General features: G+C 74.8%; 10 protein-coding genes. 8 read left to right on the top strand and 2 right to left on the bottom strand.

What is annotated here, in order from left to right; genetic code table 11:
- Nucleotides 1-30: 30 nt before the first annotated feature.
- Together ACWDRR_RS10385 and ACWDRR_RS10380 are read left to right on the top strand one after the other, a co-directional pair.
- Entirely contained in the window at nucleotides 31-3291 is a 3261-nt protein-coding gene (locus ACWDRR_RS10385) for a UvrD-helicase domain-containing protein (RefSeq protein WP_449771763.1), read from the top strand.
- Between the two features lie 191 nt (nucleotides 3292-3482).
- Nucleotides 3483-4673 carry a PP2C family protein-serine/threonine phosphatase gene (locus tag ACWDRR_RS10380; RefSeq protein ID WP_449771762.1) on the top strand — a complete coding sequence of 397 codons (1191 nt, stop codon included), beginning with the start codon at nucleotides 3483-3485 and terminating at the stop codon, nucleotides 4671-4673.
- A gap of 22 nt (nucleotides 4674-4695) precedes the next feature.
- Here ACWDRR_RS10380 and ACWDRR_RS10375 read toward each other — a convergent pair whose 3' ends face one another.
- Nucleotides 4696-5667: an endonuclease/exonuclease/phosphatase family protein gene (locus tag ACWDRR_RS10375; protein ID WP_449771761.1), complete on the bottom strand. Its 972-nt coding sequence runs from the start codon at nucleotides 5665-5667 to the stop codon at nucleotides 4696-4698.
- Between the two features lie 78 nt (nucleotides 5668-5745).
- Here ACWDRR_RS10375 and ACWDRR_RS10370 point away from each other — a divergent pair, with 78 nt between their 5' ends.
- The 6 genes from ACWDRR_RS10370 to ACWDRR_RS10345 all read left to right on the top strand — a co-directional run bounded on the left by ACWDRR_RS10370 (nucleotide 5746) and on the right by ACWDRR_RS10345 (nucleotide 13823).
- Nucleotides 5746-6384 (top strand): PadR family transcriptional regulator, encoded by a 639-nt coding sequence (locus ACWDRR_RS10370; protein WP_449771760.1) that lies wholly within the window; start codon nucleotides 5746-5748, stop codon nucleotides 6382-6384.
- A 16-nt stretch (nucleotides 6385-6400) separates the two neighbouring features.
- The gene (locus tag ACWDRR_RS10365) at nucleotides 6401-7231 is read left to right on the top strand and encodes an ABC transporter ATP-binding protein (protein WP_449771759.1); all 831 of its coding nucleotides are present in this window, start codon (nucleotides 6401-6403) and stop codon (nucleotides 7229-7231) included.
- Nucleotides 7228-10110, top strand: coding sequence for an ABC transporter permease (locus ACWDRR_RS10360; protein WP_449771758.1), 2883 nt, complete (start codon nucleotides 7228-7230; stop codon nucleotides 10108-10110). Before ACWDRR_RS10365 ends, ACWDRR_RS10360 begins: the two co-directional genes overlap by 4 nt.
- A 136-nt stretch (nucleotides 10111-10246) precedes the next feature.
- On the top strand, nucleotides 10247-11659 hold the full coding sequence (locus ACWDRR_RS10355; RefSeq protein WP_449771757.1) for a dipeptidase: 1413 nt from the start codon (nucleotides 10247-10249) through the stop codon (nucleotides 11657-11659).
- An 81-nt stretch (nucleotides 11660-11740) separates the two neighbouring features.
- Entirely contained in the window at nucleotides 11741-12682 is a 942-nt protein-coding gene (gene nudC, locus ACWDRR_RS10350; protein ID WP_449771756.1) for an NAD(+) diphosphatase, read from the top strand.
- Between the two features lie 277 nt (nucleotides 12683-12959).
- Nucleotides 12960-13823, top strand: coding sequence for a GntR family transcriptional regulator (locus tag ACWDRR_RS10345; protein ID WP_449771755.1), 864 nt, complete (start codon nucleotides 12960-12962; stop codon nucleotides 13821-13823).
- 34 nt (nucleotides 13824-13857) lie between these two features.
- Here ACWDRR_RS10345 and ACWDRR_RS10340 read toward each other — a convergent pair whose 3' ends face one another.
- Nucleotides 13858-14115, bottom strand: a complete 258-nt coding sequence (locus tag ACWDRR_RS10340) for a mycoredoxin (protein WP_360632813.1) — start codon at nucleotides 14113-14115, stop codon at nucleotides 13858-13860.
- Between the last annotated feature and the right edge of the window lie 39 nt (nucleotides 14116-14154).

The raw sequence follows: 14154 nt of genomic DNA, 5'->3' as shown, positions 1-14154 counted from the left end.
ACTGTCGGCGGTGCCCGTTAACGTTGCGGGGTGACCGCCGCGCTCAGCCACCCCGACCAGCTCAAGGAGCTGCTGGGCATCCCGTTCAACCGGGAGCAGATGGCGGCCGTCGGCGCCCCGCTGGAGCCGGCCGTGATCGTGGCCGGGGCGGGTTCCGGCAAGACCACGGTGATGGCGGCCCGGGTGGTCTGGCTGGTCGGGTCCGGCGCCGTCCGGCCGGAGGAGGTGCTCGGCCTCACCTTCACCAACAAGGCCGCCGGGGAGCTCGCCGAACGCGTCCGCGCGGCGCTGCGCCTCGCCGGCGTGGGAGTGCCCGCGGCCGACGGCCGGGGGAGCGCCGGCGAAGCGGCCGGGGAGCCGCTCGGCGAGCCGGAGATCTCCACCTACCACGCCTTCGCCGGCCGCCTGCTCAAGGAGCACGGTCTGCGGATCGGCATCGAGCCGGACGTCCGGCTGCTCGCCGACGCCACCCGCTTCCAGCTCGCCGCCAAGGTGCTGCGCACCGCGCGCGGCCCCTTCCCGGCCCTCACCGGCACCTTCGCCAACCTGGTCGCCGACCTGATCGCGCTGGACGGCGAGCTCGCCGAGCACCTGGTCGAGCCGGACGCGCTGCGCGCCTTCGACGAGGAGCTGCTCGACACCCTCGCCACCGTCAGGCTCGGCAACGACGACCTGCGGGCCGTCCCGGTCACCGCCCGGGCCCGGCTGGAGCTGCTGCGCCTGGTGGAGGAGTACCGCCGGCGCAAGGCGGCCGCCGGGCTGATGGACTTCGGCGACCAGATAGCCGCCGCCGCCCGGCTCGCGCAGCAGCGCCCCGAGGTCGGCGAACTGCTCCGCGGCCAGTTCCGGGTGGTGCTGCTCGACGAGTACCAGGACACCTCGGTCGCCCAGCGGCTGATGCTGGCCGGCCTGTACGGCGCGGGCCCCGGGCGGCCGGGCGCCGGCCACCCCGTCACCGCCGTCGGCGACCCCTGCCAGGCGATCTACGGCTGGCGCGGCGCCTCGGTCGCCAACCTGGACGACTTCCCCCGGCACTTCCCGAAGGCCGACGGCTCCGGGGCGGCCCGCTACTCGCTCAGCGAGAACCGCCGCAGCGGCGGCCGGCTGCTCGCCTTCGCCAACGAGCTGGCCCAGCCGCTGCGCGCGATGCACGAGGGCGTCGAGGCGCTGCGCCCCGCCCCCGGCGCCGAGCAGGAGGGCTACGTCCGGGCCGCGCTGCTGCCCACCCATGCCGAGGAGATCGACTGGCTGGCCGACTCGATCGCCCACCTGGTCCGCACCGGCACCGCCCCCGGCCGGATCGCCGTGCTCTGCCGGGGCGGCGCGGCCTTCCCAGACATCCACGCGGCACTGGTCGCCCGGGAGGTGCCGGTCGAGGTGGTCGGCCTCGGCGGCCTGCTGCAACTGCCCGAGGTGGCCGACCTGGTGGCGACCTGCGAGGTGCTCCAGGACCCGACCGCCAACGCGGCGCTGGTCCGGCTGCTGATCGGCCCGCGCTGGCGGATCGGCCCGCGCGACCTCGCCCTGCTCGGCCGGCGCGCCGCCGAACTGGTCCGCACCGCCCGGCCCGAGGGCGTCGAGGCGCTGGCCGCCGCCGTCGCCGAGGCCGATCCGACCGAGGTGGTCTCGCTGGCCGACGCGCTGGAGACCTTCCTGGACCCGGCGTTCGGCGGCGAGGGCGACCAGCCCGACGAACTGCCGTTCTCCGCGGCGGCCCGGCCGCGCTTCGCCCGGCTCGCCCGGGAACTGCGCGAGCTGCGCCGCTCGCTCGCCGAGCCGTTGATGGACGTGCTGCACCGGGTGCTCGCCGTCACCGGCCTGGAGGTCGAACTCGCCGCCTCCCCGCAGGCGCTGGCCGCCCGCCGCCGGGAGACCCTGCACGCCTTCCTGGACGTCGCGGCCGGCTTCGCCGACCTGGACGGCGACCCGGGCCTGTCGGCCTTCCTCGGCTTCCTGCGCGCCGCCCAGGAGTACGAGCGCGGTCTGGACAGCAGCCTGCCCGGCGGGGAGGACACCGTGAAGGTGCTCACCGCGCACAAGTCCAAGGGCCTGGAGTGGGACGTCGTCGCGGTGCCCGGCCTGGTCAAGGGCGCCTTCCCGTCCTCGTCCGCGCGCGAGCGCTGGACCAGCACCAAGCGGGTGCTCCCGCACGCCCTGCGCGGCGACGCGGCCACCCTGCCCGATGTGCGCGGGGGGTGGACCAGCAAGTCGATGGCCGCCTTCAAGGCGGCGCTCGCCGAGCACTCGGCCACCGAGGAGCTGCGCCTCGGCTATGTCGCCTTCACCCGGCCGCGTTCGCTGCTGCTGGCCTCCGGGCACTGGTGGGGCCCGAGCCAGAAGACCGTGCGCGGCCCGTCCGCCTTCCTGGAGGCGCTGCGCGAGCACGGCGAGCAGCCGGGCGCGGGCGAGATCGAGCACTGGGCCGAGCAGCCGCCGAAGGGCGCCGAGAACCCGGCGCTGGCCTCGCCCGTGGAGCGGCCCTGGCCGCTGCCGCTGGATCCGGCGGCCCAGCACGCCCGCCGCCGGGTCGCCGAGGTGGTGCACCGCCGCCTCGCCGGACAGCCGGCTCCCGAGCCGGAGCCGATGGCCGCCGAGGACCGTCGCCAGGTCGAGTCCTGGGACCGTGATCTCACCGCGCTGGTCGGCGAGTTGGAGCGGTCCCGGCGCAGCGTGCGGGAGGTGCCGCTGCCCGCCGCGCTCTCCGCCACCCAGCTGCAGCGGCTGGCCGCCGATCCGGACGGCTTCGCGCACGACCTGGCCCGCCCGATGCCGCGCCCCCCGCAGCCCGCCGCCCGCCGGGGCACCCGCTTCCACGCCTGGGTGCAGTCCCGGATCGAGCCGCTGCTGCTGATCGAGCCGGGCGCACTGCCGGGCGCGGACGACGACGGCATCGAGGACGAGCAGGATCTGGAGCGGCTCAAGGAGGCGTTCCTGCGCACGCCGTACGCGCACCGGACGCCGCTGCGGGTCGAGGCGCCGTTCCAGCTGGTGCTGGCGGGCCGGGTGGTGCGCGGCCGGATCGATGCGGTCTACCGTGAGGGTGACGACGGGTCGAAAACGGGCGGCGCGTCACGCTATGAAGTGGTGGACTGGAAGACGCACCGCGAGGAGACCGCGGATCCGCTCCAGCTCGCCGTCTACCGGGTCGCCTGGGCCGAACAGTTGGGCGTTCCACTGGAGCAGGTCACGGCGTCGTTCCTGTACGTCCGCAGCGGTCGGATCGAACAACCCGCAGGACTTCCCGACCGAAAAGAGTTGGAACGGCTCCTGATCGGGAACAGTGAAGAATGAGTCACGGAGAGCATTCAAGTCATCACGGCAGCGGGCGAAACCTGTGCGTAGTGCACGTTTCGTGCCTATTGTGGGGTCGGTAACCGGTCAACCCCCGTGCTCCGGCCGCCAGCGAGGCCCGCATTCCCCAACCCTCAGTCATCACCGCAGGTGCCCACGGGCATCGGCGTCTTCTGCTGGAGAGACCGAAGTTGAGCGCGACCGGATGGATCAGAGAGCGGTTCGCCGGGCCGACCCCGGGGGCCGCTCCGGGCACGACCGGCACCTGGCCGAGGACGGCGCTCGCGCTGCCGTTCATCGGCATGGCGCTGGTCGTCGCCCTCGACTACGTCAGCAACACCGAGGTGACGGTCGAGCCGGCCCTCACCGCCGTCCCCGCGCTGGCCGCCGTGGTCAGCCGCCGCACCTGGTACCCGCTCGCCATCGGCCTCTGCACCGAGGCCGTGGCCTTCCTGATGGCCGCCTACAGCGACTCGCTCGGCGAGTCCGTGCACAGTGCCACCGTCTTCGCCGTCGTGCTGGTCGCCGCGATCGGCTGGGTCAGTGCCACCCTTCGACTGCGCCAGGAGAAGGCGCTCGCCGACGCCCAGCTGGTCGCCTCGATCGCCCGCCGGGTGCTGCTGCGACCCGTCCCCGAGCGGGTCGGCACCGTCCGGGCCGCCGTCCACTACGAGGCCGCCGCCGCGCACGCCCGGATCGGCGGCGACCTCTACGAGGTGGTCAACACCCGGCACGGGGTCCGGGCCGTGGTCGGCGACGTCCGGGGCAAGGGGCTCGGCGCGGTGGAGACCGCCGCCGCCGTGCTCGGCGCCTTCCGCGAGGCCGCCCACCAGGAGCCCGCGCTGGACCGGGTGGCCGGCTGGCTCGCGGTCAGCCTCGACCGGGCCCTGCACGAGAACGACCACCCCGGTGTGGAGGAGGAGTTCGTCACCCTGGTGCTGATCGGGGTCCGGCCCGACGGCACCGCCGAGATCGTCAACTGCGGCCACCCCTCGCCGCTGCTGCTGCGGGGCACCGAGCCGGTCCGGCCGCTGGAGCTCGCCGAGACGGTGCCCCCGCTCGGGGTCCTCGACCCGGTCGACGTCCGGCCGCCCGTGCACAAGGTCCCGCTGCGGCAGGGGGACCGCGTGCTGCTCTTCACCGACGGCGTGATCGAGGCCCGCGACCGGGCCGGCGTCTTCTACCCGCTCGCCGAGCGGCTGCCGCACTGCGCGGACGGCCGCCCGGAGGACGTCCTGCGGCGCCTGCACGAGGACGTGGTCCGCCACGTCGGCCGCCAGCTCGGCGACGACGCGGCGATGCTGCTGCTCCAGTACGACCCGCTCGGGCCGGGGGCGCACGTACCGCACCAGAACGGGCTGCTGGCGCACCCCAGGAGCTGACCGCCCGGCCGCCGCCCCGCCGTCAGAGGCCGACCTCCACCACCAGCGGGCGGTGGTCGGAGACCCCGGTCCGCGGGGCGGCCGCCGGGCCGACGGCGCTGCGCGGCACGCCCACCGCCAGCACGTGGTCGAACTGCACGGCCGGCCGGTGCGAGGGGTAGGTGGGTGTGCGCGCCAGGTCGTACCAGCCCTGGAGCCGCGCCCGGGGCTCCCGCACCCGCCGCCGGCGCGGTTCGATCAGGGCCGGCCGGGCCCGCCGGGCCGCCCGCAGTTCGCGCACCCGCGCCCGGGGCGCGGTCCGGTCCAGTGCGGTGGCCCCGCCCAGCACCGTCCGGGGCACCGCGCCGATCAGGTTGAAGTCCCCCAGGACCAGGTACGGCTGCGGCAGGTCGGCGATCCAGCGCCGGATCCCCGCCAGCTGCGCCATGTTCCAGCCCGGCACGAAGGACAGGTGCGCCGCCACCACGGTGAACGGCCCGTGCTCGCCCTCCAGCACGGCCGCCAGCGCCGCCCGCGGCTCGTCCGGGACGGGCGTGAGCCCGCGCCGCCCGGCCACCCGCAGCGGCAGTCCGAACGGCGCCGGGGCGAACCGCCGGGCCCGCCAGTGCCGCACCGGCAGCCGGGTCAGCAGCGCGGTGCCGTACGAGGGCGGTGCGTCGTCGCCGACCTCGTTCGGCCCGTACACCCGGAGCCCGGCGGGCACCGAGGGCTCCGGCACCCAGCCGGCCACCGGCGCGGGGCGGCCGTGCAGCGCGGCGGCGAACCGCCAGTCCGCGGCGCCCATCGCCTTGGCGGCGACGGCGGCCTGGTCGGTGCCGCCGGAGCGGGCCTGGTAGCGGTCCACCTCCTGGATCGCGAGCACGTCGGCGTCCAGCGCGGCCACCGCCTCCGCCAACGGCCCGCCGGCATCGGCGGGGTAGGGCCGCGGCGCGCCGTCCGGGGCGAGCGGCTGACCGTGCAACAGATTAAAGGTGGCGATGCGCAACTGGCTCACACCGCACGACGGTACCCGCTCGCCGGCGGAGGGGGCGCCGCTTGAGCCTGCCGGGCATACCGGGTATACATACTCGGTATGTCCATCCGTCACGGTCTGCTCGCCCTGCTCGACCAGGGCCCGCGCTACGGCTACCAGCTGCGCACCGAGTTCGAGGCACGCACCGGCGCCACCTGGCCGCTCAACGTCGGCCAGGTCTACACCACCCTGTCCCGCCTGGAGCGTGACGGCCTGGTCGAGCCCGCGGGGGAGGACGACGAGGGGCACCAGTTCTACGCCGTCACCGAGGCCGGCCGGACGGAACTGCGGGCCTGGTTCGACACCCCGGTGCCCCGGACCAACCCGCCCCGCGACGAGCTGGCGATCAAGCTGGCCATGGCGGTCACCGTCCCCGGGGTGGACGTGCCCGCGGTCGTCCAGGGCCAGCGCCGCCACAGCGTCAAGGCGCTCCAGGACTACACCCGGCTCAAGGCCCGCGCCCTGACCGGCGAGGCCCGCCCCGGCGGCTCCGGCCAGTCGGCCGGCCCCGGCGCCGACCTCGCCTGGCTGCTCGTCCTCGAACAGCTGATCTTCCAGACCGAGGCCGAGATCCGCTGGCTCGACCACTGCGAGACCCGGCTCGCCAAGCACGCCGAGATCGAACAGGCCCGGGCCGCCGAGGCCGAACGGGCCGAGCCCGGGGCCAAGCGGCTCGGGCGGCGCCGCACCAAGGCCTGAACCCCGTACGGACCTCATGAACCACGGCCCGGCCGCCGACCGCGACCCCGGGCCCAGAACAGCAGGGGGAAGCGTGTCCCAATCCGATCCCAGCAGGCGCGGCACCGAACCGGTGCTGCACCTGGACAACGTCACCCGGGTGCACGGCCAGGGCGCGGCCGAGGTGCAGGCGCTGCGCGGGGTGGACCTCAAGGTGCACCCCGGCGAGTTCGTCGCCGTGATGGGCCCGTCCGGCTCCGGGAAGTCGACCCTGCTCACGCTCGCCGGCGGCCTGGACACCCCGAGCACCGGCCAGGTCCTGGTCGAGGGCGTCGCGCTCGGCGGCCTCAGCCGCAAGAAGCTCGCCGAGGTCCGCCGCCGTTCGGTCGGCTACGTGTTCCAGGACTACAACCTGATACCGGCCCTCACCGCCGCCGAGAACATCTCGCTGCCGCGCGAACTCGACGGCTGCTCCGGCCGCGCCGCCCGCCGCGAGGCGCTGACCGCGCTGGAGGAGCTCGGCATCCCCGAACTCGCCGACCGCTTCCCCGACGACATGTCCGGTGGCCAGCAGCAGCGCGTCGCCATCGCCCGCGCGCTGATCGGCAACCGCCGCCTCGTCCTCGCCGACGAGCCCACCGGCGCCCTCGACTCCACCACCGGGGAGTCCGTCCTCGCCGTCCTGCGCGCCCGCTGCGACGCCGGCGCCGCCGCGATGATGGTCACCCACGAACCCCGGCACGCCGCCTGGGCCGACCGCGTGGTCTTCCTCCGCGACGGCCGCATGGTCGACGAGAGCGTCAGCCAGGACGCCGGCAGCCTGCTCGTCTCCGCGGCCACCAACGCGAAGGGCCCGGTGGCGCAGTGAGGTTCAGCGCCTGGCGGGTCGCCCTGCGCATCGCCCGCCGAGACGCCCTGCGTGCCAAGGGCCGCAGCGCCCTCGTCGTCGCGATGGTCGCGCTGCCCGTCCTCGGTGTCACCGGCGCCGACGTGGTCTTCCGCAGCGCCGAACTCGACCCCGTCGAGCGGGTCGTCCGCACCATGGGCCAGGCCGACGCCGAGGTCCGGCTGCTCGAACGCGGCTCGGTCGTCCTGCAGGCACCGGACCCCGCCGAGTCCTTCGACATGACCGGCGCCGGTGAGGCCAAGCCGGAGAACGGTCAGCCGAAGTACACGCCCGAGCAGCGCCGCAGCCTCGACACCGCGCCCGCCGACCTCGTCGGGCAGCTGCTCCCGGCCGGCACCAGGCTCGTCCCGCTGCGCCAGGGCCCGTACACCCCCACCAGCACCGCCGAGGGCCTGCTCAGCGTGCAGACCGTCGAGGCCGACCTCAACGACCCGGTCTGGAAGGGCCGGATCAACGTGGTCGAGGGCCGCGCCCCGAGCGCCGGCCACGAGGTCGCCGTCACCCGGGACTTCCTCGACCGCTCCGGTCTCAAGCTCGGCGACCGCACCTCGCTGCGCGGTCTGGAGGCCACCCCCTTCACCCTCACCGCCGTCGCCGAGTACCCCGGTGAGCTGCGCACCACCGGGCTGATCGGCCGCCCCGGCACGCTGGTCGACCCGCTGATGAAGCTGCCCGGCGCCGACCACGGCATGGGCCGTTCCACGCTGGGGGAGGAGACCGACTGGCTGGTCAAGCTCCCCGCCGGGGCCGCGATCGACTGGCCCAAGGTGATGGAGTTCAACAAGCACGGCTTCACCGTCGCCGCCCGCGCCGTCCTGCTCGACCCGCCGGCCCGCTCCGAGGTGCCGCTCTACGCCAAGCAGAGCCAGGACAGCGGCGGCACCCGGTACTTGGACCGGACCTCGATCGTCATCCTCGCCACCGTCATGGGCATGGCGCTGCTGGAGATCGTGCTGCTCGCGGGCCCCGCCTTCGCCGTCGGAGCCCGGCGCTCACGGCGGCAGCTCGGCCTGCTCGCCGCCGGCGGTGGTAACCGGGCCGACGTCCGTGCGGTCGTCCTCGGTGGCGGCATCGTCCTCGGAGTGACCGGCGCGGCCCTCGGCCTGGCCCTCGGCGTCGGCCTGGTCGCGCTGCTGCGCACCCGGGCCGAGAACTACTCCGGAGAGCGCTTCGGCCACTTCGACCTCCAGCCGGTCGACCTGCTCGGCGTCCTCGGCATCGGCCTGGTCACCGGCCTGCTCGCGGCCGTCGTCCCGGCCGTCCAGGCCTCCCGGCAGGACGTCGTCGCCGCGCTCACCGGCCGCGACTCGCTCAAGCCGCCGAGCCGCAAGCTCGCCCTGCTCGGCCTGCTGATGCTGGCCGGAGGCGCCGCCCTCGCGCTGTTCGGCGCGACCAGCGGCTTCGGCAACCGCAGCACGGCCGTGCTCGGCGGCTCGATGATCGCCGAACTCGGCATGGTCGCCCTGACGCCCTACCTGGTCGGACTGTTCGGCCGGATCGGCCGCTGGCTGCCGCTCGGACCGCGCCTCGCGCTGCGCGACTCGGTCCGCCACCGCGGGCGCACCGCCCCCGCCGTCGCCGCGGTGATGGCCGCCGTCGCCGGCTCCGTCGCCGTCGGCATCTACACCGCCAGCAGCGACGAGCAGAGCCGGCGGGAGTACGTCGCCGCCGCCCCGGCCAACGCGGTCACGCTGAGCAGCGGCTGGGGAGCGGCCGCCGACGGCAAGCTGCTGCCCCAGCTGCGCAGCGCCGTCGAGACCAACGTCCCCGACCTCGGCCCCCGCGCCGACGTGCAGACGGTCCGCCTGAGCGGCGACTGCGACACCGGCCGAGGCAACTGCGGCTACGTGACCGCCAAGCTGCCGCCGGAACGGCGCTGCCCGCTGTTCGAGAAGGACAGCGACTCCATCCCCTACGAGGAGTCCGTCCGGCTCCGCAAGGACGACGCGCGCTGCAAGGGGGAGAGCTCCTACTGGGTCAACCCGTTCAGCGCCGTGACCGCGGGGGACGCCACCCTGCTGCACAACCTGTTCGGCGTGACCGACCCGGCGGCCGGCCAGGCGCTGGCCGCGGGCAAGGTCGTCGTGTTCGACCCCCGGTACATCAAGGACGGCAAGGTCATCGTGAGCGTGACCGAGCCGCAGGCCCCGGACAGCCCGCAGTCGGGGCCGGCCCACGAGGCGCCCAGCCGTGAGCTCGCGGTCGACGCCGTGCTGGCCACCACGGTGACCCCGACCGCCGGTCAGGTCGTGATGAGCCCGGACGCCGCCCGCCGGCTCGGGCTGGGCACGAGCGACGTCGGCTCGGTCTGGCTGCCGGCCAAGGCGCCGTCCGACGGCGCCGAGCAGAAGGCGGCGGGGGCGATCGAGAAGCTCGCCGACGGCACCCGGTTCGACGTCGAGCGCGGCTTCAAGGCCGACCACGACCTGATCAGCCTCGGCCTGACCGCCTTCGCCGCCCTGGTCGCGCTCGGCGCCGCCGGCATCGCCACCGGCCTCGCCGCCGCCGACTCGCAGCGCGACCTGACCACCCTGGCGGCGGTCGGCGCCGCACCGCGGATCCGCCGCAGCCTCTCCGGCTTCCAGTGCGGGGTGATCGCTGCGATGGGCACGCTGCTCGGCGTCGTCGCCGGGGTGGTGCCGGCGGTGGCCCTGCGCAAGGTGGAGGGCGTGGCGGTCTCCTACCCGGGGATGACCCCGGAGGAGGCGGTCGACCGCAGCGTCATCGTCTTCCCGTGGCTCAACGTCGGCGCCACCGTGGTCCTGCTGCCGCTGCTCGCGGTGGCGCTGGCCACGCTGCTCACCCGCTCGCGGATCTCGCTGCTGCGCCGCTCCGGCTGACAGCGCTCCCCGTGTCCCCGTCACCCCCGGCCGTCGCCCCCGTGCGGCCGGGGGTGACGGACGTTACAGGCCCTGCGGCGCCCGGTGGCCGGACGGCCGGGGCGGGCACCCGCACGGGCGAACTAAAGTCGTCCGTATGACGAGAACCCCGGACAGCGTCGTCCGCTCCTTCATCGACCGGCACCAGGCCGCGTTCCTGGCCGACCTCTCCGACTGGCTCGGCATCCCCTCGGTCTCCGCCGACCCCGAGCGGGCCGGCGACGTCCGCCGCTCCGCCGAGTGGCTGGCCGCGAACCTGCGGGAGACCGGGTTCCCGGTGGTGGAGGTCTGGGAGACGGACGGCCTGCCGGCGGTGTTCGCCGAGTGGCCGTCCGGGGACTCGTCCGCGCCGACCGTGCTGGTCTACGGCCACCACGACGTGCAGCCCGCCGCCAAGGAGGACGGCTGGGCGACGGAGCCGTTCGAGCCGACCGTGGTCGGCCGGCAGCTGTTCGCGCGCGGGGCCGCCGACGACAAGGGGCAGGTGTTCTTCCACACCCTCGGGGTCCGCGCCCACCTGGCCGCCACCGGGCGGACCGCGCCGGCCGTCAACCTCAAGCTGCTGATCGAGGGGGAGGAGGAGTCCGGCTCGCCGCACTTCCCCGCCCTGGTCCGCCGCGAGGCCGGGCGGCTGGCCGCCGATGTGGTGATCATCTCGGACACCGGGATGTGGTCCGAGACCACGCCGACGGTCTGCACCGGCATGCGGGGCCTGGCCGACGCCCAGATCGACCTCTACGGCCCGGACAGCGACATCCACTCCGGCTCCTTCGGCGGCGCCGTCCCCAACCCGGCGGCGGTCGCGGCCGAGCTGGCCGCCGCGCTGCACGACGAGGACCGCCGGGTGGCCGTCCCGGGCTTCTACGACGGCGTGATCGAGCTGACCGCGCGCGAGCGCGAACTCTTCGCCGAGCTGCCCTTCGACGAGGGGCAGTGGCTGAAGGTCGCCAAGTCGCACGGCACCCTCGGCGAGGCCGGCTACTCGACCCTGGAGCGGGTCTGGGCCCGGCCGACCGCCGAGGTGAACGGCATCTGGGGCGGCTACACCGGCCCCGGCGGCAAGACCATCGTGCCGTCCTCGGCGCACCTCAAGCTCTCCTTCCGGCTGGTGGCCGGCCAGGAGGTGGAGCAGGTCCAGGAGGCCGTGCGGTCCTGGGTGGCGGCGCGGGTGCCCGAGGGCATCCGGTACGAGCTGGAGTTCCCCGGCGCCACCCGGCCGTGCCTGACCCCGCTGGACCACCCGGCGCTGCAGTCCACCGTCCGGGCGATGGAACGGGCCTTCGGGCAGCGGATCCTCTTCACCCGGGAGGGCGGCTCGGGCCCGGCCGCCGAGCTCCAGGACGTGCTCGGCGCGCCGGTGCTCTTCCTCGGCATCTCGGTGCCCTCGGACGGCTGGCACTCGGTCGACGAGAAGGTCGAACTCGACCTGCTGGCCAAGGGCGTGGAGACGACCGCCTACCTCTGGGCCGACCTGGCCGAGAACTGGCGGTCCGGCGGCGAGGCAGTGTGAAGGCCGTGGGGCGCCTCCCGCGGCCCGTTCCGGCAGACAGACCACTCATCCGGATGATTCATCACATGGGGATGGAACGAAGTGAGCACCGTGCCTGAGACCGAACGCCCGCTGCACCTGGCACTGGCCCGGGCCGGGGTGGACCGGGCGGCCCAGCACCGGTTCGACGAGCCCTGGCTGGCGGCCGCCTGGAGCCACCCGACCACCAAGGTGCTGCCGATCGCCGGCGGCGAGGCGTTCGTGGTGGACACCGGGCAGGGCACCGAACTGGTCCTGATGCCCTCGTTCGAGGCGCCGCAGACCGGGGACCGCTACTTCCTCGGCACCGACGAGGACGGGGTGTCGTACTTCGCGCTGGCCGGCGAGAGCCTGCCCGGGCGCCTCGACGGCGACGCCCGCCCGGCCGGGCTGCGCGAGGTCGGGGCGATGCTCTCCGACCGGGACGCCGGGCTGCTGGTGCACGCCGTCGCGCTGGAGCACTGGCACCGGCTGCACAGCTTCTGCTCGCGCTGCGGGCACCCGACCGAGAAGGCCGGCGCCGGCCACGTCCGGCGCTGCACCTCCTGCGCGGCCGAGCACTACCCGCGCACCGACCCGGCGGTGATCATGATGATCACCGACGAGCAGGACCGCTGCCTGCTCGGCCGGCAGGCGCTCTGGCCGGAGGGCCGCTGGTCGACCCTGGCCGGTTTCGTCGAGCCGGGGGAGTCGATCGAGCAGGCGGTGGTCCGCGAGGTCTTCGAGGAGGCCGGGGTGCGGGTCGCCGAGGTCGGCTACGTGGCCAGCCAGCCGTGGCCGTTCCCGTCCAGCCTGATGCTGGGCTTCATGGGCAAGGCGGACCCGGAGGGGACGACCATCACCGTGGACGGCGAGGAGCTGGCCGAGGCGCGCTGGTTCTCCCGGGAGGAGCTGCGGGCCGGCATGGCGGCGGGCGAGATCCTGCCGCCGTCCGGGATTTCGATCGCCCGTCACCTGGTCGAACTCTGGTACGGAGAGCCGCTGCCCTCGGCGGCGCGCTGGTAATTCCGACAATCGGGGGCGTGCGGCTTATTGCCGTGCGCCCCCGATTTCGTTTCGTGCCCTCCGTCGCGCTGGCCATCCGCGGGCCCGGAGCGGCCGAACGGGTGAGCCGAGCCGATTTCGCGCCGGTCGGACGCGCTGATGTTCGTATCCGGAGGGGCCGCTTCCTGCCGCTCCCGGCCCGGGGCGGGCGCCCGTTCCCGGCCCGCCGTCGCCGATCCGGGTCGACATTGTCGGAATCGCCTGAAACCGGGTCACCGCTCTCGCTACATTCACTCGGGTGACAATCCCACGGGGCACCGCCCAATCCCCCAAATACCAACGGCTCGCCGCCGATCTGCGCCGCCGGATCGCCGAGGGCGAGTTCACCGCCCAGGCGGCCCTCCCGGTCGAGAGCGAACTGGAGCGCCAGTACGGGGTCGCGCGCAACACCGTCCGGCTGGCCGTCGACGTCCTGGTCAACGAGGGCCGGCTGGTCCGCCTCCAGGGCAAGGGCACCTACCTCCGGGAGCACCCCGTCCTGGACCACCGCGCCTACGGCCCGACCCCGGCGGCACCCGCGCCGCGCGACCCGCTGGTCGGGCCGCGGGACTGCCTGGCGGTGCCCACCGCCGTCTACCTCGGCGAGGCCGCCGACGCCGGCCGGGAGCTCACCGTCGACTTCGAGATGATGATCGTCCGGGCCCGGGTCGACATCGCCGAGCGGCTCGGACTGCGGCCCGGTGAGGCCATCGTGGTCCGCCGGCAGCTGCGGCTGCTGGACCGCGAGCCGTACTCGATCGAGGAGAGCCACTACCGGGCCGGCCTCGCGGCGGGCACCCCGCTGATGGAGCCCGACCAGATCGACGGCGGCGACGAGGCGGTGCTCGGACTGCTCGGCCGCACCGAGATCGGTGCCGTGGACCACCTGGTGGCCCGGATGCCCGGCCCCGAGGAGGCGCAGTGGTTCCAGGGCGGCCCCGGGGTGCCGCTGATGGTGCAGACCAGGGTGACGTACGACCGGCGCGGTCCCGTCCGGGTCATCGAGACCAGGTACTCGGCCGACCGCAGCCGGCTGGTCTACGGCGTCGGCGACCTCGCCGCCCGGGCCCTGCTGCCCGCACCCGCCGCCCCCGTCGACCCGGCCCGGGCCGACGCCCCCTGAGGCGCGCCGGCCCGGGCCCGCGGCGTACCGCCGGTCAGGCCGCCAGGGCCTTCTTGACCTGCATCAGGCTCGGGTTGGTCATCACGATCTGCTCGCCGCCGCGCTCCGGCGTCACCAGGACGGTCGGCACGATCTGGTTGCCGTCGTTGACGGACTCGACGAAGGACGCCGAGTTCGGGTCCTCCTCGATGTTGATCTCGGTGTAGCCGATGCCTTCACGGGTCAGCTGGCTCTTGAGTCGGTTGCAGTACCCACACCAGGTCGTGCTGTACATCGTCACGCTGCCGGACATCGAGGGGCTCCTTCGGGGAAGAGGGCGTGCGGTCTCAGA

The organism is Kitasatospora sp. NPDC003701 (assembly GCF_053587085.1).
This window is presented reverse-complemented; position numbering and strand designations above follow the sequence as displayed.

Bases quoted from the DNA above. Each gene is read 5' to 3' on its own strand.
- ACWDRR_RS10340 (WP_360632813.1), bottom strand. From the start codon at position 14,115: ATGTCCGGCAGCGTGACGATGTACAGCACGACCTGGTGTGGGTACTGC.
- ACWDRR_RS10370 (WP_449771760.1), top strand. From the start codon at position 5,746: ATGTCCATCCGTCACGGTCTGCTCGCCCTGCTCGACCAGGGCCCGCGC.
- ACWDRR_RS10355 (WP_449771757.1), top strand. From the start codon at position 10,247: ATGACGAGAACCCCGGACAGCGTCGTCCGCTCCTTCATCGACCGGCAC.
- ACWDRR_RS10365 (WP_449771759.1), top strand. From the start codon at position 6,401: ATGAACCACGGCCCGGCCGCCGACCGCGACCCCGGGCCCAGAACAGCA.